This is a genomic window from Paenibacillus prosopidis (assembly GCF_003337375.1).
In the GTDB taxonomy this organism is placed as follows: domain Bacteria; phylum Bacillota; class Bacilli; order Paenibacillales; family Paenibacillaceae; genus Pristimantibacillus; species Pristimantibacillus prosopidis.
The window spans coordinates 82,430-102,381 of sequence record NZ_QPJD01000003.1 but is presented as its reverse complement, the minus strand read 5'-3'; the positions used below and the strand labels follow the sequence as shown (position 1 = coordinate 102,381).

Below are 19,952 nucleotides of genomic sequence, written 5' to 3'. Positions count from 1 at the left end.
CATCATCTTTTTAAAATATAAGAAATGGTAAACGAGTCATTTCCGCCATATGGCGGCCACCGTTTACGCTTGTTTATATAAAAGCTAAAGCGCTTTGCATAATCTAAATAATGAAAACGGCCTAGATGGAGAGAAGTCCCGTTTGTTATAACGGGACTTGTCCTTCTTACGTATGAGATTGTATGTATTTAACTACTTCTCCCACCGTGGTGATTGTCTCTGCATCTTCATCAGAGATCTCCATATCAAACTCGTCTTCGAGCTCCATGACCAATTCAACGACATCAAGAGAGTCAGCGCCGAGGTCATCTTTAAATGAAGCTTCAAGTGTAACTTCCGCTTCGTCTACACCAAGTCGGTCGATGACGATACGTTTTACGCGATCTACTACTTCGGACATCCGGTTCACCTCCTCCATGGTATTATACGAGAATTAAAGATAAAATGCCATACGTAACCGTTTTAATTCCTAACAGCGGAATTTATAGGTGCTACATATACATGCCGCCGTCCACATGAATCGTCTGTCCAGTCATGTAGGCAGAAGCATCGGACGCAAGGAAACGAACCGCATTCGCTATGTCGCTCGGATCGCCGAGACGGGCAAGCGGAATTTGGCCTGACAACGTCTGGCGCATCTCTTCCGGAAGCTTATCCGTCATTTCGGTTTGAATAAATCCAGGCGCAACGCAGTTAACTGTAATCCCGCGGGACGCAAGCTCACGCGCGCTGGCTTTCGTCAAACCGATAACGCCTGCTTTCGCCGCCACATAGTTAGCCTGTCCCGGATTTCCGAGCACGCCAACGACCGATGAAATGTTGATGATTCGGCCTGAACGCTGCTTCATCATCGAACGGGTGACCGCTTTAATGCCGTTGAAAACACCTTTAAGGTTTGTTTCAATGACTTGGTCGAACTCGTCTTCCTTCATACGCATAATTAAATTATCTCTAGTAATGCCGGCGTTATTCACCAAAATATCAATTACTCCGAATTGTTCGATGACTTCCTTCACCATTGCTTCGAATTCACCGGCTTTGCCGACATTCGCTTTAATAACGATAGCGCTTCTTCCAAGCGCTTCTACGGCTTGCGCCGTTTCTGCGGCTGCCGCTTCGCTTCCGGAGTAATTAATCGCTACGTCTGCGCCTGCCTCAGCCAACGCAATCGCGATGGCTCTTCCAATTCCGCGCGACGCTCCGGTTACGAGCGCTTTCTTCCCTTCCAAGCTGGCAAACATCATATCCCCTCCATTTGGCCTTAATTCACCTGCAGCGCATCAAGTGCAGAGATGCTATTGACCGAAATAATGCGTACATTTTTGTCAATCTTTTTAATCAAGCCGGCAAGCACCGTACCAGAACCAATTTCCACGAACGTATCGACACCTTGCTCGATCAAATAGCGAACGCTGTCTTCCCACAAAACCGGCGAAGACACCTGCTCTACCAGCAAGCCGCGAATATCGTCCGCCGCTGTCGCAAAGCGTGCTGTCACGTTTGCAACGACTGGAATTGACGCATCCCGCATCTCAATGCCTGCGAGCGTTGATTGAAGATTATCCGCTGCAGGCTTCATGAGCGAGGAATGAAAAGGACCGCTGACCTCGAGCGGAATAACACGCTTTGCTCCAGCCTCTTTGCCGCGCTCAACAACCGCTTGAACACCTGCTGCCGTGCCTGAGACAACTATTTGTCCAGGACAATTCACATTCGCGAGCTCAACTGCAAAACCATCCGCCGTCACAGCTGCGCAAAGCGCTGAGAGCGTCTCACGCTCCGATCCAAGAACAGCCGCCATCGCGCCTTGTCCGCTTGGAACTGCCTGCTCCATAAACTGGCCGCGAGCTCGAACGGTGCGGACGGCATCTTCGAATGATAGCACGCCGGCAGCAACAAGCGCACTGTATTCGCCCAGACTGTGTCCCGCAACGTAATCAGGCTTCAGCCCCCGTCCCTCGAGCGCCTCAAGCAGCGCGATACTTACAGTCAATAATGCAGGCTGCGTGTTCGCTGTTTGCTTCAGCGCCTCATCCGGACCTTCAAATATAATGCTGCTTAAAGAAAATCCGAGCGCTCTATCCGCCTGGTCAAAAATCGACCGCGAACGGTCAAAAGCCTCGTATACATCCTTGCCCATACCGACCACCTGAGCGCCCTGACCAGGAAAAACAAATGCTGTTTTACTCATCGTGTCTTCTCCCTCCTTACCAAATGAGTACCGATGCGCCCCACGTCAGACCGCCGCCAAAGCCTACGAGCACGAGACAATCTCCCTCGTTTACACGTCCCTCTTCAACGGCTTCGGCAAGCGCAACCGGAATAGATGCCGCCGACATGTTGCCATACTTGTCTAAATTGATCATCGCTTTATCATCCGACAGGTTAAGCCGGCTCAAAGCGGATTGAATAATCCGGATATTAGCCTGATGCGGTACCAGAAGGTCGATATCGTCCTTTGATATACCCGCTTTTTTCAATGCATCCTCAGCCGCGCTGCCCATAATGCGAACCGCGAATTTAAATACGTCATTGCCAGCCATATGAATAAAGTGCTTCTTATTAGTGATACTTTCTTCCGTTGCGGGAACACGGGACCCTCCTCCGCAAACTTTAAGCAAATCTCCGCCGCTGCCATCCGCGCCAAGCTCAAACGAACGGAAGCCCCGGCCCTCCTCCACTTGTCCAAGAACAACAGCACCAGCACCGTCTCCGAACAAGATGCATGTGTTACGGTCAGTATAGTCAGTAATACGCGAGAGCGTTTCAGCGCCCACAACAAGCACATGCTTGTACATACCGGAAGCAATCATGCTTGAGCCCGTCGCCATCCCATAAATAAAACCAGAGCACGCCGCGGACAAATCAAATGCTGCCGCCTTCTTCGCGCCAAGCTTATCCTGCAGCAAGCATGCGGTCGATGGGAAAAACATATCCGGCGTGATTGTAGCAACAATTATTAAATCAATATCTTCCGCTGTCAGACCTGCGGCCGCTATGGCTTGCTTAGACGCAATTAGTGCAAGATCGGATGTAGCTTCCTCCGGCGATGCTAAGCGGCGTTCCTTAATGCCTGTCCGGGTTACAATCCACTCATCGTTTGTTTCAACCATTTCTTCAAGCTCTTTGTTCGATAAAATACGCTCCGGAACATATTTACCTGTTCCGATAATGCCCACAGGATGTAAACTCATCTTCGCACACTCACTTCCCGTTGATTTCAGCTGCGATTGACTCAATTAATTGACCTTGAATCGCAATACGTGCTTGCCGCACGGCGTTTTTCACGGCGATAACGTCGGACGAGCCGTGACATTTCACGACTAGGCCGTTTAGACCAAGCAACGGCGCACCGCCGTGCTCCTTATAATCCATCTTATTCTTTAGCGTGCGCAGCTTCGGCAGCATAATTGCCGCAGCCAGCTTCGTCATAATCGAATGGCCGAATGCTTCCTTGAGAGAAGAGAAAATCGTCCCCGCAGCACCTTCCATCGCTTTCAGCATAATATTCCCGGCAAAGCCGTCGCAAACGAGTACATCGCAATTACGCGACAGCACATCCCTTGCTTCCACGTTACCAATGAAATGAACCGGAGCTTGCTCCAGCAATTCATAAGCGGCCTTCGATATTTCGTTTCCTTTTTTCGCCTCGGTGCCAACATTCAGCAGCCCGACCCGAGGCTTCTCCAATCCATGCACCTTTGCACGATAAATGCTGCCCATGATGGCATACTGGAGCAAATGCTCGGGTCTAGCATCCATGTTAGCGCCTAAATCAAGCGCAAGCACGCCAATATCGTCCATCGTGGGCATCATAGGCGCAAGCGCCGGCCGTTCAATTCCGTCCATTCGACCTACAATGAGCAGTCCCGTCGCCATGAGCGCTCCTGTGTTGCCTGCAGAAAGCATGGCATCCGCTTGCTTCTCGCGGACGAGCTGACCCGCAACGACCATGGATGCCCCTTTTTTGCGGCGCACCGCTTTCACCGGCTCATCATCCGGACCGATGACCTCATCGGCATGACAAATCACCACATTAGCAGGCTTCTTCCCGTTCATGAGCGGTTCAATAACAGACGTGTCGCCGACAAGCAGCAGCTCCGTATCCGGCCATTGCGCCGCCGCTTCCAGTGCTCCTTGTACAATTAAGCCTGGAGCATGATCTCCGCCCATAGCATCAATAGCGATCCGCACGTTCGTCTCCCCCTCCACTTTCTGTGTCTCCTGCGGACCTGAAAATTACAAAATTGCCCTGAAACACCATTTCATCGCCTACATAGGTAAACAGCTCAACCTTCGCCTTACTTCGTTCTCCAGAAATCGAGCGGACATAAGCTTTGGCAATACATTTCTCCCCCAGTTTAACCGGGCGGATAAACCTTATGTCAGCTGTTACGGTAAGCGCAATTTCATCGTCTATAATAGCGACAGCGAGTGAATTCGCTTGAGCAAACACATGATGGCCGCGAGCGATGCCTGTCCTTGAGAAAACATGCTCTTCACGAATTTCAAACACGGATATGCCGCTTTTATCTAATTCCAGATCAACGATATCGCCTATCACCTCATGCAGCGGCAGTGACCGGACCGAATCGTAGGAACGCTCGGCCATGAGCTTCAGTCGTTCCCTAAGCTCCGGGATGCCAAGCTCCATCCGGTCAAGCCGGATCGTCTGGATGCTTACCTTAAGCAGCCGCGTGAGCTCCCGATCCGTTATAAAAGGATTTTCATCAATTAATCGGGCAAGCTGCTGATGCCGCTGCCGTTTGGGCATTCTTTCGATGATCGGCACCACCTTTTACAGTATAGTGACAGTTAAACTATTTTAACCGCGCTGCGGCGTCATAACCACCATTACGGATAGTATATGTATGTTGGTTGATATTATCACCTGGTACTAATTAAGTATATAAAAAAAAGCGCCCGCGCGCAACGAAGCAAAAAAAATAGCACCTCACCGCATGATGAAGTGCTATTGCTGAAACCATTCCACTATTGGGAAATGATCTCTTTTGTTTTGTAATATCCACACACTTTACATACGTGGTGAGCCAATTTCAGCTCTCCGCACTGCTCGCATTTCACCATGCCAGGTACTGCAAGTTTGAAGTGCGTACGACGTTTGTCGCGGCGAGTTTTGGATGTTCTACGCTGAGGTACTGCCATATTTCCCACCTCCTTCACAAAATCAATCGGTACAACGGCTATTCCTTAAATAGATCCTTTAGCACTGCAAAACGAACATCAACCTTTTCCGTATCACAGCTGCATTTGTGCTCATTTAAGTTTTGTCCACATTTTTGACAAAGACCTTTACAGTCATCGCTGCAAAGCGGGGCAAAAGGCATGAACAGAAGAAGCGCTTCTTCCACATAAGGCTTCAAGTCCAATCTCTCCGCATTCACTTCAACAAAGTCACTTACCTCTTCTTCTGTATACTCATCACTGTCCACTTCAGACGAAGCAGGCTTGAATTTTTCAGAGAAAGGAATGACCGTATGATCCTTAACCGGGTCGAGGCAGCGCGAGCACGCAAGCTCTAAGTCAATGGCAAGCTCGCCGTCGACTTCGATGAATCCTTCATGCCCTGTCACCTCAAGCGATACAAGGAGCGGTCCTGTACGGTAGACATCTTGGCGTCCTTTGAATAGGTCACTAACATCTAACTGTTCGTTAATTGTCGCTTTTAACCTTTTGGACATCGTTTCTTGAATATGAAACTGCATCAGATCACCCCAAACAAACAAAGATTATTATATCTATCAGACTACCGTTTTGTCAACATTTTCACGCTGTTTTTCCACATTCCGTTAAGCGGCCCGTGAATGAACGGCTTGTCTGTGCTATAGTGAAACAGCCAACATTTAACAAAGAGAGGATATGGCAAATGCGCACAGTCGGACTCATTGTCGAATACAACCCGTTTCATAACGGACATTTGTATCATTTGCAACAATCGCGAAAAATAACGGGCGCTGACACAGTTGTTGCCGTCATGAGCGGTCATTTCCTGCAACGGGGCGAGCCTGCGCTGCTAGACAAATGGTCAAGAACGAAAATAGCGCTCGAAGGCGGCTGCGATCTCGTTATCGAGCTGCCGGTCGCTTATGCGACCCAAGCAGCCGAGTGGTTCGCATACGGCGCCGTCTCGCTGCTGGAAGCAACCGGTGTCGTGGACAGCTTCTGCTTCGGCACAGAAAGCGGCGAGTTAAATCCGCTTCTGCAAGCCGCTGAGATTGTCGCCCACGAACCTCAAGCCTTCAAAACGCTCTTGAAGCAGCTTCTCCAAACAGGCATCAGCTACCCGAGCGCTTACAGCGGCGCAATATCCATCTACTTATCGGAACAGGGACATGCGTCTGCCGCTAATTTCCCATTTGCGCTGCCTAACCATACATTAGCGCTTCATTATTTGCTTGCTCTGAAACGGATCGGTGGTAAAATGGAGCCTTTCACCATTGCACGCGAGAAGTCGCAGTATAACCAGGACTCCATAACAGACAGCCGAATCGCAAGCGCAACCGCCATCCGCAAGCTGCTGCTTGAGCGGGGATCACTTGATGAGGCACGTTCATATGTGCCGGAATCCACCTATCGCACACTCCAAAGGGAATGGTCGGCAGGCCGCTGCCCAATGAGCTGGGAACGATTCACCTATCCATTGTTCCACTCGATTCTCACGCGTTCTGCGGTCGAGCTTTCGAGCCTGCACGAAATAACGGAAGGCCTGGAACACCGCATCCGCAATTCGCTTCCAAAGCTCGCTTCTCCGCGATTTGACGATTTACTTGATACGTTAAAAACAAAACGGTATACGCGCACGAAGCTGCAGCGATCGCTGCTGGCTGTACTGCTCGGTCATACGAAAGCCGATTTTACTGCCGATAAGCTCGCTTCCGGGGTTGAATATATAAGAGTACTCGGATTCACGGACAAAGGCAAGCAATTATTGCGCCGGATGCGCGATTCGGCCAAGCTGCCCGTGCTGCTCAGCGCTGCGAGACCGCCGATGCCGTATCGCTTCTTAGAGCTGGATGTGCAAGCTAGCGGCGTATACATGTTAGGATTACCTAACGATGCATCTACAGAAAGCTTATTCCGTGACTTTACGGATAAGCCGGTTACCGTTCAATAAAAGCTGTTGATGCGCTAATTCAGTTACTTGGCATCATTTTTATTGAATTTCGCTATGGCATCCATCGCTTCCTGCAGTGTGTCTACACGAACGACCCTCATCGAGGAGCCAAGCGCGTTCACTTTCGCTTGTGCTTCCTCGAAATTAGCAGCGGGCACCAGGAACAGCTGCGCACCTTCTTCGCTTGCAATGACTATTTTCTGCTTAATGCCGCCTATTGCTCCAACCTTGCCATCCACAGTTATCGTCCCAGTTGCAGCAATCCGGTGACCCCCGGATAAATCTCCCGGAGTTAACAAGTCCAGCGCATGCAGCGCAAAGACAAGACCTGCGGAAGGGCCCCCAATATCCCCGGCTTCGATCTTCAAACGATTGCGGCTGTCACCAGGCTCTAAGCTGCGAAGCTCAGTTAAACCGATTACGCCTAGCGCCTCCGGCAATTGCGCTGCTGTTAATGAAGAACCGAACGTTTCACCGGGGACGGTTACACTTTGACCTTCACCATTACGTTCGATATCGAATGCGATATCCTTATTCTGCACCACCGCTTTAAGCGTCTCAACTACTGCTGCAATACTATTAAACCGCTTACCCCCACTAAGGCCAAGCAGCGTATCACCAGGCTTAAACGGGGTTGCCCCGTCTGTGCGTACATCCGATACCATAATCGACTGCGCTTCTTTCACATAAGGCAAACCAGCGTAGCGGTACGCAGCTTCAACCGCATTATTTTGCGAGCCGTGCATAATAACATTCAACCTCTCCGCGTACTGCTCCTCGGAATATCCCCTAAGCACATCCTTCTTGAGATGAACGTCCATGTTCGTAATCCACACCGATTGAATGGCTCGCAGAAAATTCGGCTTCGTCAGTTTAACCGCAGTAAGCAAAAAATCACCTTTGCCTAGGCTATCGCCTTCCTCAATCGTCACCATCGGCTTGACGGGTACGGCAACGCCCGGTTCAAACACAACATACGGTGTGGGAGCGTACAGTAACACCCACATTGCCGCTGCAGTTAATACGATAATAATGACTGTACGACGAAAGTCAGACTGCTTCATTTGCCCCTCCACTCCCCATTCCGGATAAACCGTCAAAACCTATCCTAATACAGGATGAGGAAGCAAGTGGTCTATCCTCCTTCATGCACGCGTACTATTTAACGTATACGGTTGTCCATTTCATGATGTCATTTCTTTCTATTGGCCTGCCGTACAATTATCCGCCCAGCGGAACAAGGAGTTGAATGGCATTGGCCAAAACGATACTGCTTGCATTCCTCTCCATAATGCTTGTCGCCGCAATCATCAGTTCGCCGGATGCTGCTTTTCAATCCTCGCTGCAAGGGCTCACGGTATGGTGGAATATCGTATTTCCAGGCCTGCTGCCGTTTCTTGTATTATTTGAATTAATAGCTGCTTTTGGCCTCGCCCATGCTGTTGGCGCACTCCTTCAGCCGTTCATGGGACGATTATTCAAGCTGCCCGGCGATGCGGGGCTTGCGATCGTCCTCGGGTGGATGGGCGGTTATCCAGCGGGAGCGGAAGCAGTTGCCTCTCTGCGAAAGCGCAGTCTCGTAACAAAACAACAGGGCCAGCGGCTGCTAGCCCTCGCCCATATGCCGAATCCTTTGTTTATGCTCGTCGTAATTGGTGCAGGCTTCATGCAAAAGCCGATTATCGGCAGCATGATCGCCGCTGCCGTGTGGCTTTCGTCGCTTTGGTTAATACTCCTACTATCGTTGCTCAGCCGTACTGAGGACACAAAACAGAACAGTCTTTCACCGTTAACACCGGCGATCCCTCATCAAAGCTTGCTCCAAAATGCTGCCGAAGCGCTTCGCCTCGGAAGAGAGCAGGATGGACGCAGCTTCGGCAAAGCGCTTGGCGACGCCGTCTCTTCCAGCGTTCAAAAGCTGTTTATGATCGGCGGCTTTATGATTTTTGCCGCTGTTCTCGCGAAGCTTTCAGAGCCGCTTCTTACTCCATTGTTATCAGAGATTGGGCTAAGCTTTATCGGCCCAGCCTTCTTTGAAGGCCACTTAGGCGCCTATGCCGCCGCAGTATGGGATTCACCCGGCGCCGGGACTTTAGCTAACGCGGCTGCAATTGCAGCCGTTCTTGCTTGGAGCGGATTAAGCGGTATTTTACAAGCAGGCTACGCGGTTACAGGAACGGACTTAAAGCTATTTCCATTTATCGCGATGCGTGCTGCCCATGCGGTGCACGCCTTTGTGTTTATGTTGCTGCTTTGGAAGCCTATGATTTCGTTACTTCGGCTGCTGCTCATGCCAAGCGACTTGCCCGCTGTTGCTCCGGCAGAATCCTATGAAAGAACTGCAAATGCGATTACTATAAAAGCCGGCGATTTGCCGCTATTATGGCATTTTTCAATGACGGGCTGTTTGCTGATAGCATTATTCGCACTAGCTTTATTCCTTGTTTTATATCCGTACCACCGAGCTGGAAGATCACATTGATTTAATGATACCAGCGTAAACGGCTGTCACCGTCCTTTGGAGGCGCAGCTTTCGATTCGCGGTGAAATATAAGTTAATTTCTAAGTGTGAAACTTATAAATTCTTATATTTTGTAAGGAGCTTTTTGTATAAGGTTATGCTTTTTCTTTGTATTTCTCTCTTAAACGCTGCTCTACGACTGGCGGAACAAGCTCATGTACGGCTCCGTTAAACTGCGCGATCTCCTTCACAATGCTCGAGCTCAAATACGAATATTTAGGGTTAGTCATCATAAACATCGTATCGATTTCATTATCAAGCAAATGATTGGTTGAAGCCAGCTGAAGCTCGTATTCGAAGTCGGTTACCGAGCGAATACCTCTTATAATCACGTTCGCCTGCTTCGATTTCATAAATCGGACAAGCAGGTCGCGAAAGCTGTCAATTTCAACATTAGGAATGTCCCGCGTCACTTCAGCGAGCAGCTCCTTACGTTCCTCCACCGAAAACAACGGATTTTTGCTCGTATTATTCAAAACGGCGACAATCAACCGATCAAATTGCTTTGCGGATCTGCGAATAATGTCCAAATGACCATATGTAACCGGATCAAAGGTGCCAGGGTATACGGCAACTCGCTCCCGTTTATTCGTTGACATCGGTCTCCCTCCCGTCGTGACTATCTTGGATATAATATTTGTATATGGACACGGCCGTATCACCGTATTTTGCAGCCTTCAACTGTTCAAAATGTTCCATCTGCTCCGGATACCGATTGGCCGCGTCATGCTCTACGACAATGATCGCTTCCGGCTCCAGCATTTCATATTCCACTAATTGCGCCATCAGACTATCCATCGTCGTCATTTTGTATGGCGGATCAAGAAAAACAAGCCGGAACTTCTGCTCCCGCTTTGCTAGCGCTCTCAAAGCACGCTCGGCATCATTGCGATAAATTTCCGCAGCGCTTCCCATATTCGCTGTTTGAACATTTTGGCGGATAATGTCAATGCTTATTTTCTCGCGATCAATAAAAACAGTCCGTTCAATCCCTCTGCTCCAAGCTTCAATGCCCAAACCTCCGGTACCTGCGAACAGGTCAAGCGCCGTTCCCCCATCGAAGTAAGGTCCGATCATGCTGAATATAGCTTCCTTCACCTTATCCGTTGTCGGCCTCGTGTTCGTACCGGGCACGGCTTTCAGCGTGCGGCCTTTGGCCACGCCCGCAATGACTCTCACTGCAATTGCCCCCTTCTATCTCATTCCCGCTTATCGTACCATACTATTCCTTTGTTAATAAAGCAGAAGCGTAACAAACGAGTTGATGTCTCAGACATAACCATGATGTGATAAAAATATTTTTCATCCTTAAAATGTATATTCGCCCGCAAAGCGGACAAGATAAAATCATCGGCGTCGCGAGATGCCGTAGACAACCGCGGAGAAGACTTACGTTTCCCCATAAGCTCTTCGTCCGGTTTCTCCTCTCCCATGAAAAGGGCGTCCCGAAAGGGACGCCCGATTTTTTTGTTATAAACCCTTATAAAGAATTTCCCCTCTTTGTTCACTGGTCTAAAAGATCTTCAATAGAAGCAGTATATTAAAAAAACGACTTGCGGTTAGGTGTTGTTCTCTGCCTCGCCAAAGATGTAATCATCAAATATTTCTGAAGTCCCTTTGAAGCATAATGACTCCTATTGATTCTCCATCAGAGCGATCAAGGCGTAGTTATAAGAGCGCAACTCAGGATTTTTAATTATTTCGGTTTCCCTTTTCGCTGCGGATAAATTATTCATTTCTATATTTAATCCAGCTTTTAAAGAAGCCCGCATTTGTTTTTGTCTTCCCCAATTTTTTAGAAGTTCTACTTTTTTATTGGCTTCGTCATATTTACCTTTTGTTATATCAAGTATGGCTGTAAAGTAGGGTTGTTTTTGTTTATAAAGAATTCTTTCAACACGAGCCATATCGCGGGAGAAAAAAAGAACGAAGAATGAAATAATATGATCCAAAAACATTAATACTAAGAGCCCGAACACAATCAGTATAAAATGAACAATTGATAATTCGAGACCATAGAAACCTGTTAAAAATCCTATTCCAATGCTAGCAACAATAAGCAAAACATAGCGAATGAGAAGCATCCCTGCCACCGTCCTAATATTAATAATATACTTCTACCTAATATTCTCGTTCAGTTAAAAAAATCCTTTGATAACAATTAATGGGGACAAAACGGGTATTAAAAAACCAGATCGCCGAGAAGTACCCGACAGTCTGGTATTGATTCGTTTAAGAGATTTATATAATTACTTAAATACGCTCCAAATATCCGCCGACTCTTGCCCGATGGCCCATCCGGCTATACCGGCGAGTGAATTTTTTTTCACAAGGCTCCAACGCGCAGCCATCGATGTCTGATCCTCCACCCACAAACGGTGATGACCAGCCGAATCGGTGTATTCGACGTAATTTTGCCGGGCAACCGTATCCCACTGCTTGGTTAGCCCACGCTCAGAAATCCAAAGATCGGTGTCTTTCATAAATACGTCTTTAGACACTGCCTTGCCGCCGCCGACGGGAACCGTCCACTCTCTGGTATAGAACGGTACGCCGAGGATCACCTTATGAGCAGGCACATCTTTAAGCAATAACCGCAATCCTTCTTCTACCCATGGCAAGGAGGAGACAGAGCCGGCTTCGCCGCGCCCTTCATAATATTCGTCATAGCCCATCATGATCACATAGTCCGCAGCTTTACCCAAACCGGCGCGATCGTAGCTCCCGGACCAATTCGGGTCCGGATTTTCCCGCGTAACATCGACGGATACGAGCTTGCGGCTAGCGGACAAGGATGTTTTCAAATCGCGTATAAAGATGACGAACTCCTCACGATTTTCCATCTTCATGTTCTCGAAATCGACATTAATTCCATCAATCCCGTTTGCTAACATTGAATCCTTGACTTTGCTGATTACTGTCGCCCGATTGGCGGGAGAAGACAGAACATGATCCGTGAGTTCCATGTCGAACCCGTTGCCGAGCATCGCCCAAACCTTCTTGCCTTTGGAGTGCGCCCAATCTACATATCGTTTGTCAGGGGAAGTAGATACAAGCCCATCCAATCTCAGTCTATACCAACGAGGCATTACTACATCGAGAGCAGCTGTACCGCTAACCTCAATAAATTTGTCCGTTCCTCCAAGGTAGTTCCAACCGCTTACATAACGATTAGCCTTGCGAACAGATACATTCGACTTGCGAATCCAACCTTTCTTCCCTCCAAGAAGTTGAACTTTGTAATAGTATTTCGACACTAATAACACCGGATATTCATCCCCGCGTTTTAAAGTAGCGACTTTCGCGGAACTGGAAAGTGCTTTTACATACACCGGAGCGGATACATTCGTTACTTTCGCCACGGTTACATAATCAGCGGTTTGCAACGGTTTCCCGTTTAGATTTATGGAACCGAATGCTCCTGCCGTTCCCGGAGCATCTTGCCAAATAAAAACTGCAAACAACAGAACGACAAACATTCGCCAAAATGCTATTTTCAATTGACAGCTTCCTCCCGTACTTTCATAGATTACGAGAGTATTTTATAGAGAAACGATTCGTCAGGATAGTGAATTTGAATGGAAAATATGCCATTAACCTCCAAGAGAATTTAATAAGTTGCGACAATGCCACTCAGGTTTTTAAACTTATAGCTAGTTAACACGTAAAATGAGGGTTGAATCCTTCACTGTTTTTGTTGCTTTATTTTATTGAGTGCTCCTATCGAAGTAAAAGTCTATATTAAAGTTAAATGCGGATATAGTTGCAGATATCGGACAGAATAGCCATATCATATCGGGGATTTCTTGTAATATGTACGCAAAATATAGTTGTATATAAAGGGGACCTGGCATACTGTGAATAACATTCCCAAATTACTCATTGCAGCTGGCGTCGGTTTAATCGTTATAGGCTTGATTTGGGCAGTTTTAGGCAGATTTATCAACCTTGGCCGTCTACCTGGCGATATAGCTGTTGAAAAAGGGAACGTTAAATTTTACTTCCCGATAGTCACATGTATTGTCATTAGCGTCGTGTTGTCATTGCTTGCTTATATTGCGAGGTGGCTTTTTAAATGACCATGCCTTCAAAAAACCGACATAGATTTTTAAGGTGAAGTTAAGGTTCGCTTCTTATAATTAGAGACATCAACCCCACAGTTGATTTATAGATCTAGGACACCGGCCCACAGCGATGTGGGCCATTTTTTTTGATTACACTTCACAACATGCAAGCTTGAATGTCAAGTCCCTCCCAAATTTTTGAAACCATGTAAACCATAAATACGTTATTAACGAATATAAATCAAGAAGTGGAGCTCACGAAGTTGGTTGTGCTGCCGTTAAACTTAGGAGGCGATCGATGATGGAAACATTCGGCAGAGGCTGTCTGTACATTATTCTCGGTATCATAGCCGTAATGGCGCTGGCCTTTATTGTAGGAGGCACAATTACTATTCCTTGGTTCATTCTCATCCCCCTTATTATTCTAGCCTTTTGGGCCGCATCCAAAAAAGGCAAATGAGCGAACAAACGCATGGAGGATTTACTTTGAAAATTAAAAATAAAGAAGACATTATTCAACTTGTCAGCGAAGACGAATGGATGATGGATGTATTAAAGACAGCAAAATCTATTCAATTACCTAATTGGTGGGTTTGTGCCGGATTTGTACGCTCAAAAATTTGGGATGTCCTGCACGGCTTTGGTGATAGGACACCTCTTCCAGATGTAGATGTAATCTACTTTGATGAAAGCAACCTCGATGAAGCAGAAGAAAAGAAATGGGAAGAGAAGCTAAGAAGTATGAATCCTCACATTCCTTGGTCTGTCAAAAATGAAGCAAGAATGCACTTAGCGGGTAAGATTCCGCCCTATTCCTCATCTGTAGACGCGATCTCCAAGTTTCCCGAAACGGCGACAGCATTGGGGCTTTCTTTGGATGAGCAAAACAATATCGTCTTAGCTGCCCCGTGCGGAATTGAGGATGTAATCAATATGGAGGTAAAGCCCACGCCTTTTTTTAAAGAAACGAAGGAACTGGCGAGGATTTATGAAGAACGCGTGATAAGAAAGAACTGGAAACAGACCTGGAGCAAAATTAAATTTTTTCCTATTCGGCAAACAGTCCAAATAACACCAAAAAAGCCTGCTGAAATCTGAAATCAGCAGACTTTTTTGTTACAGCAAGACGTCAAACTTATAATGAGTTCTACTCTCTATTCAACAAAACGACTCTTGCAGCAGCGTCCCAGCTGGCGGTTAGCCCTAGCTCCGCAGCCAGATCGCGTATTTGAACATAGCCGGTCGCTTCGGAAAGCATCGATTCGAGCTCTGTCCCATTAACGGTTACTTTGCTTCCTGTCCAATCGATCACTGCACCCAATGACTCCCCGAGCAGCCTCGCTGGCACCCATGTCACTCCGTTCAGCAAATATCCGTCCGATACGACTTCTCCTTCATACAAAACCGCTATTTGCTCTGCATCTTTAAACTTTTCCGGCTTCGGGACTTGTCTGCTGCCTAATGCATCATATCTTTTTAGCCCGTATTGTCTAATGATTGATTTTAATTTGGTTGCATAGGCAGGGTCCGTCGCATAGCCGCATGCTTGCAGCATTTCAGCCTGCTGTTCAGGGGTTTGCGCCGTTCGAACTCGTGCGTAGCGCGGTGCGGCAAGCAGTAAATCCAAGTCTTTATAAAAATGATATACGCTTTTATAGGCCCGGAAAGCAGCTCTCGTATTGGCACTGCGGCCGTCGACATATTCCCACGTGCCCTTGACGACCGCCTCTCCGTGCCAATAAGCGTTGGTCTGCCCGCTGCCGACCTTAATGCCGCCCAAATTGTACCACGAATGAATGACGCCTCCGGTTTCGAGCAAATTTTGCGCTAGTCGAACAGAAGGAAACATCGTGGATCCTTCTCGCTTGACTCGAATAACAGTAGGCGCCAATATCGTAAAAAATTGATCTCTTGTCAACGCAGCCATTTTTCAGACTCCTTTCTGCAGTTGTTTTCTCCTTGTAATCGTAAGCTGTCCCTATCTTTGTATGCGGCAGCAGTACAATTCGCAACGGACAAAAAGGAAGGTGAAGTTTTTTCATAGGGACTCGTGCCGTAAAAAGAAAAAGGGCCTCTCATAAGATCAATAATCTTATAGGGCACCCCCTAAATACTATAGTCCGTAAAACCGCCGTGTATTGGCAAGCAGAATATTCGCTGTTTGTTCAGCAGTCAGCTGTTTTATTTGGGCAATATGCGCCGCCGCGTCTGCAGCCATGGCCGGCCGGGTCGGCTCGCCTGCAAAGGGGCCTTCAAACGGCCATGGACCGTCCGTTTCTACCATTAACAGCTCTAACGGATATTGCTCAACGATCCGCCGAATCTCTTCCTCGTACGCAACGTCAGGCGTTACCGAGACCATATATCCGCACGCGATCATGCGCTGCACAGTCTCTTCATTGCCTTTAAACCAATGGAAGTGTGCCTTCTGCACGCCATGTTCCGCAAGGATATCACATGTTTTATCCGCATCCTCGTAGACCGCGTGCAGCACGATCGGACGATCCAAGCTTGCGGCTAGTACAGCGAATTGCTCAAGCAGTGCCAAATACGGCTTCTCATCAAAAAATGCGCCTGCAGCCTCGGCGTCCGTCCGTATGTAATACGGAAGCCCGACCTCGCCTATTGCGAACGGCTCTCCCGCTTCGTGACGCAAGCTAATCCACGCGAACAGCTCCTCCAGCTCCGCCTCGGACGGGATCGGCTGCTCCGGATGAAAGCCGTATGCCGGGTGTAGTTGCCCAGGATAACGAAGCGCAAGCTCCCGATTCACCTTCGACGATTGCAAATGCATGGATACGGCTACAACGGAAACCACGCCTTCTTCAAACGCTTTTTTCAGAAGCTCGTCCCGCTCCCCGGCAGCATATAAATCAACATGAAGATGCGCGTCAATGTATGAAGCAGAAGCGATAGACTCGCTTGTCTTCTCATCGTCAATTAATCCCGCCATGCGAGCACACGCCCTCCCTCACGCCGACCTTAAGCAGCTCATAAATCTGCTGCTTCATTTCGTTGAACCGGGGATCCGTCCACAGCGCTTCACTGCGAGGGCGCACGAAAGGAACAATGAACTCCTTGAGCACGACAGCCGGCGAAGCGGATAAAACAACAATCCGATCGGAAAGAAACAGTGCTTCTTCAATGCTGTGAGTGATAAGAAGTACGGATCTGCGGTTTTCCTCCCAAATCGACATGAGCCATTGCTGCATTTGCAGTCTGGTCAAAGCATCTAATGCACCAAACGGCTCATCAAGCAGCATCAGGTGCTGCGGAGCAAGCAAGGCTCTCAGGAATGAAACTCGCTGCAGCATACCGCCGGACAGCACGTGAGGATAGGCATCCGCGTACTCATCCAGACCAATTCTCTCCAGCCATTCCTTCGTTTTCAGCTTTGTCGCCTTGCGGTCTACACCGGATACGGTAAGCGAAAACTCAATATTGCCTGCGACCGTCTGCCAAGGCAGTAACGCCGGCTGCTGCGGCATGTATGAAATATGGCCGCGTTCGCCAGTTGTCTCTTTCCCATCCAGCCAAATCTCGCCCGAAGAAGGCTTCTCCAGTCCGCCAATGACTTGAAACAATGTTGACTTTCCGCTTCCGGAAGGCCCGATTATCGAAACGAACTCCCCATCGGCCACAGAAAGCGACAATCCTCCAAGAACTTCTTTGCTCGCCAGCCCTTTTCCAAACTGCTTCCGAATCATCTGTACCTGCAGTGTGTTTGGATGATTTTCCGTTCTATCGCTCATCATGCTACTCCGCCTCCTTCACCGGACGCCAGCGAATAAATAAACGCTCCGCCAAGTTCACCAGTCCGAACAGCGTCAAGCTAAGCGCGATAATAATAATTACAGCTGCAAACACACGCTCCGGCATAAAGCCTTTGGACGAAATAAGCATGAACGAACCGAGCCCCTTTTTTGTGCCGAGCCATTCCGCGACAACTGCGCTTAACACGCTGTACGATGCCGCAATTTTTAACCCTGAAAATAAATGAACGGTTGCGTGCGGCAGCTCAAGCCTCCAGAACAGCTGCCATTTGCTTATGCCAATCATCTGAAAATAATTGCGAAGCTGCGCATCCGGATTCGCAAGGCCGCTAAACATGGCTACCGATATCGGGAAGAAACAAACCATCATTACGAGCAGCACCTTTGGCAGAAGCCCGTAACCGAGCAGCATCGTCAATATGGGACCGATAACGATGATCGGAATATTTTGCGATAATACAAGCAGCGGATACACGCCTGTTCGCACACCAGGAATTAGATGCAGCAAAGCGGCGAGCACGAAGCCCACCGCCGATCCTCCAACAAAGCCGAGCAGCGTAAGCTGCACCGTCGCTGCTGTATGCTCCATTAGCCGCGGCCAAATCTTAACGGCCTCTTGCACGATTGAGACGGGTGAAGGAACAATCCATTGATCGAATACGCCCCCTGTAACCGCCGCCTGCCAGCAAGCGAGCAGTCCTGCCAGCACCGCAATCGGAGGCCAAATTTTTGACCATACGATCCTCTTATTGCCCATCTGGATATTTCTCCAGGAGCCTGCCCATCGAAGCGCCGTTTGCCGGATTATAGTAAATTTTAATTTGCGAAATAACGGACGGACAACCCATCTCGGTCATCGCTTCGCTCATCGATTGCACGACGCCAAGCAGATGGCTAAGCTCTCCCTCCATCGTCGTCTCAAGCGGAGCTACCCGGTAAGGCACGCCTGACGCTTTAATGATTTCGATTGCCCGGTCGACGTATGGAATAACGCTTTCGCCGCCAGGCGTGGCAGGAAGTATTTGAATGCTCACTAATGCGTTCGCCATATGAATTCCTTCTTTCACCTTGTTCTTAAACGCACTTCCGCTATTCAGGCAAAAACTCGTTCGTAAACGCCTTTTCCGCTTCAAGCTCCTTTTCGAGCAGCTTATGCTCGAACATCCAATCGGAGTAGTTTTCCCATACGCTCAGCTTCTGCTCGCCCCAACGCGCCGCATCATCCTGATATTTCGGGCTCAGCCACTTCTGGCTCGCACGTACAAGCTCAGCATTCAAATCCGGCTCCGCTTTGATCAAAATCTCAGCTGCATCCTCCGGATTGTCAATGGCGTATTGGTAGCCTTGCGCCGCTGCAGCAGTGAACGCTTTGACCACTTCCGGCTTTTCTGCAATCATCGTCTCGTTCGTAACAAGCACAGGCGTGTAGTAATCCAGTTTGTCGCTATAGTCAGTCAAATAAACCATATTGATTTTTTCGCCGCGAAGCTCTGCCTCGACGCCCGTCCAAGCATAATAAATCCAAGCAAAATCAATATCGCGCTTAACCGCCGTAAAGAAATCGCTATCGCCGATGCTGACCATATTCACTTTGCTGACGTCAGCTTTCTTCTCCTGCATAAGCGATTGAATAACGGCTTCCTCGACAGGAGCACCCCATCCGCCGTACGTTTTGCCTTCGAATTTCTCGGGAGAATCGATGCCCTCAGCGAGCGGGGAAGCGAAGCCCGATGTATTATGCTGAATAACCGCCGCAATCGAAACGAGCGGAACATCTGAGATGCGAGCCATCGTAATCGATTCTTGATAGCTTACGCCGAACTGCACGCTGCCCGATGCAACCATTTGATCGGCGCCGCTTTGTCCAGGTTGAATAATTTCGACATCCAAGCCCTGCTCTTTGAAAAAGCCTTTATCTCTAGCGACATAAAGTCCGGTATGATTCGTATTTGGTGTCCAGTCGAGCACGACCTGTACCTTCTCGAGCGGCTTGTCCGCCCCCTCTTGCTCTTGTTCTTGCCCCTTCTCATTCTCAGATGGCGCGTTATTCGCTCCGCATCCTGCCAGCGCTATTACGAACACCAGCATAGCAGTAACGATTTTCCACGACAAATGTCCAGCTTTCTTCTGACTCATGATGTGTTTGTTCCCCTCTCCAAAGCATTCTGTTTGTATAAAATGACGAGTCTCGGCAGTGTCCGGGTAATGGCCGCAACCTATAAAAAAAACGTCCTCCTAATCCGGAGGACGCCATTAATTCGGCTGTGCAGCTGTTTATATCCGCACAAGCTTGATCAATTGTGATCGAGCTGTTCTGAATAAACAGAGCTTCTGTCCCTACGCTGGCATTATCCAGATCAGGTTTAACGGGTCGGAATTGTATAGAAAATTCCCTCTCAGCCGGCCTTACCAGCTCCCCGGAACATATTCGGTTTCGTCAATACTTTTAATTGTATAGC

General features: G+C 48.4%; 25 protein-coding genes and 1 riboswitch. Of the genes, 5 read left to right on the top strand and 20 right to left on the bottom strand.

Translation table 11 applies throughout. The annotated features are described in order from the left end of the window. Positions 1 to 166 precede the first annotated feature (166 nt). From DFP97_RS05280 to DFP97_RS05245, 8 genes are all read right to left on the bottom strand, one after another. Entirely contained in the window at positions 167 to 400 is a 234-nt protein-coding gene (locus tag DFP97_RS05280) for an acyl carrier protein (RefSeq protein WP_053375686.1), read from the bottom strand. Positions 401 to 491: 91 nt separating this feature from the next. Continuing rightward, positions 492 to 1,241, bottom strand: a complete 750-nt coding sequence (gene fabG / locus DFP97_RS05275; protein WP_114378946.1) for a 3-oxoacyl-[acyl-carrier-protein] reductase — start codon at positions 1,239 to 1,241, stop codon at positions 492 to 494. Between the two features lie 20 nt (positions 1,242 to 1,261). Further along, the gene (fabD, locus tag DFP97_RS05270; RefSeq protein ID WP_114378945.1) at positions 1,262 to 2,191 is read right to left on the bottom strand and encodes an ACP S-malonyltransferase; all 930 of its coding nucleotides are present in this window, start codon (positions 2,189 to 2,191) and stop codon (positions 1,262 to 1,264) included. A gap of 16 nt (positions 2,192 to 2,207) precedes the next feature. After that, positions 2,208 to 3,194 carry a beta-ketoacyl-ACP synthase III gene (locus DFP97_RS05265; protein ID WP_114378944.1) on the bottom strand — a complete coding sequence of 329 codons (987 nt, stop codon included), beginning with the start codon at positions 3,192 to 3,194 and terminating at the stop codon, positions 2,208 to 2,210. A gap of 10 nt (positions 3,195 to 3,204) precedes the next feature. Next, positions 3,205 to 4,194, bottom strand: a complete 990-nt coding sequence (gene plsX / locus DFP97_RS05260) for a phosphate acyltransferase PlsX (RefSeq protein WP_114378943.1) — start codon at positions 4,192 to 4,194, stop codon at positions 3,205 to 3,207. Further along, positions 4,178 to 4,774 carry a transcription factor FapR gene (fapR, locus tag DFP97_RS05255; RefSeq protein ID WP_181873366.1) on the bottom strand — a complete coding sequence of 199 codons (597 nt, stop codon included), beginning with the start codon at positions 4,772 to 4,774 and terminating at the stop codon, positions 4,178 to 4,180. Before fapR ends, plsX begins: the two co-directional genes overlap by 17 nt. 218 nt (positions 4,775 to 4,992) lie before the next feature. Beyond that, a complete protein-coding gene (gene rpmF, locus DFP97_RS05250) occupies positions 4,993 to 5,166 on the bottom strand; it encodes a 50S ribosomal protein L32 (RefSeq protein WP_006036546.1) in 174 nt (57 codons plus the stop codon). Positions 5,167 to 5,204: 38 nt separating this feature from the next. Then, the gene (locus DFP97_RS05245) at positions 5,205 to 5,726 is read right to left on the bottom strand and encodes a YceD family protein (protein WP_114378941.1); all 522 of its coding nucleotides are present in this window, start codon (positions 5,724 to 5,726) and stop codon (positions 5,205 to 5,207) included. A gap of 161 nt (positions 5,727 to 5,887) precedes the next feature. Between DFP97_RS05245 and DFP97_RS05240 the strand changes: the two genes are divergently transcribed. Continuing rightward, positions 5,888 to 7,135 carry a nucleotidyltransferase gene (locus DFP97_RS05240; RefSeq protein WP_114378940.1) on the top strand — a complete coding sequence of 416 codons (1,248 nt, stop codon included), beginning with the start codon at positions 5,888 to 5,890 and terminating at the stop codon, positions 7,133 to 7,135. Positions 7,136 to 7,158: 23 nt separating this feature from the next. Here DFP97_RS05240 and DFP97_RS05235 read toward each other — a convergent pair whose 3' ends face one another. After that, positions 7,159 to 8,199, bottom strand: a complete 1,041-nt coding sequence (locus DFP97_RS05235; protein WP_114378939.1) for a S16 family serine protease — start codon at positions 8,197 to 8,199, stop codon at positions 7,159 to 7,161. Positions 8,200 to 8,390: 191 nt separating this feature from the next. On the opposite strand from DFP97_RS05235, the gene DFP97_RS05230 reads away from it, so the two are divergent. Continuing rightward, complete coding sequence (locus DFP97_RS05230; RefSeq protein WP_114378938.1) at positions 8,391 to 9,617, top strand: nucleoside recognition domain-containing protein; 1,227 nt, start codon at positions 8,391 to 8,393, stop codon at positions 9,615 to 9,617. 134 nt (positions 9,618 to 9,751) lie between these two features. On the opposite strand, the gene coaD is transcribed toward DFP97_RS05230, so the two are convergent. From coaD to DFP97_RS05205, 5 genes are all read right to left on the bottom strand, one after another. Continuing rightward, positions 9,752 to 10,255: a pantetheine-phosphate adenylyltransferase gene (coaD, locus tag DFP97_RS05225; RefSeq protein ID WP_114378937.1), complete on the bottom strand. Its 504-nt coding sequence runs from the start codon at positions 10,253 to 10,255 to the stop codon at positions 9,752 to 9,754. Next, complete coding sequence (gene rsmD, locus DFP97_RS05220) at positions 10,242 to 10,835, bottom strand: 16S rRNA (guanine(966)-N(2))-methyltransferase RsmD (protein WP_114378936.1); 594 nt, start codon at positions 10,833 to 10,835, stop codon at positions 10,242 to 10,244. Before rsmD ends, coaD begins: the two co-directional genes overlap by 14 nt. Positions 10,836 to 10,855: 20 nt before the next feature. Continuing rightward, the gene (locus DFP97_RS05215) at positions 10,856 to 11,089 is read right to left on the bottom strand and encodes a hypothetical protein (RefSeq protein ID WP_147275018.1); all 234 of its coding nucleotides are present in this window, start codon (positions 11,087 to 11,089) and stop codon (positions 10,856 to 10,858) included. 201 nt (positions 11,090 to 11,290) lie between these two features. After that, the gene (locus tag DFP97_RS05210; protein ID WP_114378934.1) at positions 11,291 to 11,740 is read right to left on the bottom strand and encodes a hypothetical protein; all 450 of its coding nucleotides are present in this window, start codon (positions 11,738 to 11,740) and stop codon (positions 11,291 to 11,293) included. A gap of 165 nt (positions 11,741 to 11,905) precedes the next feature. Continuing rightward, positions 11,906 to 13,156 (bottom strand): glycosyl hydrolase family 18 protein, encoded by a 1,251-nt coding sequence (locus DFP97_RS05205; protein WP_114378933.1) that lies wholly within the window; start codon positions 13,154 to 13,156, stop codon positions 11,906 to 11,908. Between the two features lie 357 nt (positions 13,157 to 13,513). Here DFP97_RS05205 and DFP97_RS05200 point away from each other — a divergent pair, with 357 nt between their 5' ends. The 3 genes from DFP97_RS05200 (at position 13,514) to DFP97_RS05195 (ending at position 14,818) form a co-directional block, all read left to right on the top strand. After that, a complete protein-coding gene (locus DFP97_RS05200) occupies positions 13,514 to 13,735 on the top strand; it encodes a DUF2905 domain-containing protein (protein ID WP_114378932.1) in 222 nt (73 codons plus the stop codon). 283 nt (positions 13,736 to 14,018) lie between these two features. Next, complete coding sequence (locus DFP97_RS30620; RefSeq protein ID WP_181873386.1) at positions 14,019 to 14,180, top strand: hypothetical protein; 162 nt, start codon at positions 14,019 to 14,021, stop codon at positions 14,178 to 14,180. A 26-nt stretch (positions 14,181 to 14,206) separates the two neighbouring features. Further along, positions 14,207 to 14,818 carry a nucleotidyltransferase family protein gene (locus DFP97_RS05195; protein WP_181873365.1) on the top strand — a complete coding sequence of 204 codons (612 nt, stop codon included), beginning with the start codon at positions 14,207 to 14,209 and terminating at the stop codon, positions 14,816 to 14,818. A gap of 49 nt (positions 14,819 to 14,867) precedes the next feature. On the opposite strand, the gene DFP97_RS05190 is transcribed toward DFP97_RS05195, so the two are convergent. The 6 genes from DFP97_RS05190 to DFP97_RS05165 form a co-directional block, all read right to left on the bottom strand. Further along, on the bottom strand, positions 14,868 to 15,647 hold the full coding sequence (locus DFP97_RS05190) for a glucosaminidase domain-containing protein (protein WP_114378930.1): 780 nt from the start codon (positions 15,645 to 15,647) through the stop codon (positions 14,868 to 14,870). Between the two features lie 186 nt (positions 15,648 to 15,833). Further along, positions 15,834 to 16,673, bottom strand: a complete 840-nt coding sequence (locus DFP97_RS05185) for a TatD family hydrolase (protein ID WP_181873364.1) — start codon at positions 16,671 to 16,673, stop codon at positions 15,834 to 15,836. Next, positions 16,657 to 17,475: an ABC transporter ATP-binding protein gene (locus DFP97_RS05180; RefSeq protein WP_245975922.1), complete on the bottom strand. Its 819-nt coding sequence runs from the start codon at positions 17,473 to 17,475 to the stop codon at positions 16,657 to 16,659. Before DFP97_RS05180 ends, DFP97_RS05185 begins: the two co-directional genes overlap by 17 nt. A gap of 1 nt (position 17,476) precedes the next feature. Then, positions 17,477 to 18,250 (bottom strand): ABC transporter permease, encoded by a 774-nt coding sequence (locus DFP97_RS05175; protein WP_114378929.1) that lies wholly within the window; start codon positions 18,248 to 18,250, stop codon positions 17,477 to 17,479. Further along, positions 18,240 to 18,542, bottom strand: a complete 303-nt coding sequence (locus tag DFP97_RS05170; protein WP_114378928.1) for a thiamine-binding protein — start codon at positions 18,540 to 18,542, stop codon at positions 18,240 to 18,242. Before DFP97_RS05170 ends, DFP97_RS05175 begins: the two co-directional genes overlap by 11 nt. A 40-nt stretch (positions 18,543 to 18,582) precedes the next feature. Next, complete coding sequence (locus tag DFP97_RS05165; protein WP_245975920.1) at positions 18,583 to 19,629, bottom strand: ABC transporter substrate-binding protein; 1,047 nt, start codon at positions 19,627 to 19,629, stop codon at positions 18,583 to 18,585. A 181-nt stretch (positions 19,630 to 19,810) separates the two neighbouring features. After that, positions 19,811 to 19,923, bottom strand: a riboswitch (TPP riboswitch). Between the last annotated feature and the right edge of the window lie 29 nt (positions 19,924 to 19,952).

Bases quoted from the DNA above. Each gene is read 5' to 3' on its own strand.
- DFP97_RS05190 (WP_114378930.1), bottom strand. From the start codon at position 15,647: ATGGCTGCGTTGACAAGAGATCAATTTTTTACGATATTGGCGCCTACT.
- DFP97_RS05280 (WP_053375686.1), bottom strand. From the start codon at position 400: ATGTCCGAAGTAGTAGATCGCGTAAAACGTATCGTCATCGACCGACTT.
- DFP97_RS05185 (WP_181873364.1), bottom strand. From the start codon at position 16,673: ATGGCGGGATTAATTGACGATGAGAAGACAAGCGAGTCTATCGCTTCT.
- DFP97_RS05210 (WP_114378934.1), bottom strand. From the start codon at position 11,740: ATGCTTCTCATTCGCTATGTTTTGCTTATTGTTGCTAGCATTGGAATA.
- DFP97_RS05215 (WP_147275018.1), bottom strand. From the start codon at position 11,089: ATGGGAGAGGAGAAACCGGACGAAGAGCTTATGGGGAAACGTAAGTCT.
- DFP97_RS05265 (WP_114378944.1), bottom strand. From the start codon at position 3,194: ATGAGTTTACATCCTGTGGGCATTATCGGAACAGGTAAATATGTTCCG.
- rpmF (WP_006036546.1), bottom strand. From the start codon at position 5,166: ATGGCAGTACCTCAGCGTAGAACATCCAAAACTCGCCGCGACAAACGT.
- coaD (WP_114378937.1), bottom strand. From the start codon at position 10,255: ATGTCAACGAATAAACGGGAGCGAGTTGCCGTATACCCTGGCACCTTT.
- DFP97_RS05245 (WP_114378941.1), bottom strand. From the start codon at position 5,726: ATGCAGTTTCATATTCAAGAAACGATGTCCAAAAGGTTAAAAGCGACA.
- DFP97_RS05235 (WP_114378939.1), bottom strand. From the start codon at position 8,199: ATGAAGCAGTCTGACTTTCGTCGTACAGTCATTATTATCGTATTAACT.
- DFP97_RS05240 (WP_114378940.1), top strand. From the start codon at position 5,888: ATGCGCACAGTCGGACTCATTGTCGAATACAACCCGTTTCATAACGGA.
- DFP97_RS05180 (WP_245975922.1), bottom strand. From the start codon at position 17,475: ATGATGAGCGATAGAACGGAAAATCATCCAAACACACTGCAGGTACAG.
- DFP97_RS05175 (WP_114378929.1), bottom strand. From the start codon at position 18,250: ATGGGCAATAAGAGGATCGTATGGTCAAAAATTTGGCCTCCGATTGCG.
- DFP97_RS05165 (WP_245975920.1), bottom strand. From the start codon at position 19,629: ATGAGTCAGAAGAAAGCTGGACATTTGTCGTGGAAAATCGTTACTGCT.
- DFP97_RS05170 (WP_114378928.1), bottom strand. From the start codon at position 18,542: ATGGCGAACGCATTAGTGAGCATTCAAATACTTCCTGCCACGCCTGGC.
- fabD (WP_114378945.1), bottom strand. From the start codon at position 2,191: ATGAGTAAAACAGCATTTGTTTTTCCTGGTCAGGGCGCTCAGGTGGTC.
- fabG (WP_114378946.1), bottom strand. From the start codon at position 1,241: ATGTTTGCCAGCTTGGAAGGGAAGAAAGCGCTCGTAACCGGAGCGTCG.
- DFP97_RS30620 (WP_181873386.1), top strand. From the start codon at position 14,019: ATGATGGAAACATTCGGCAGAGGCTGTCTGTACATTATTCTCGGTATC.
- fapR (WP_181873366.1), bottom strand. From the start codon at position 4,774: ATGCCCAAACGGCAGCGGCATCAGCAGCTTGCCCGATTAATTGATGAA.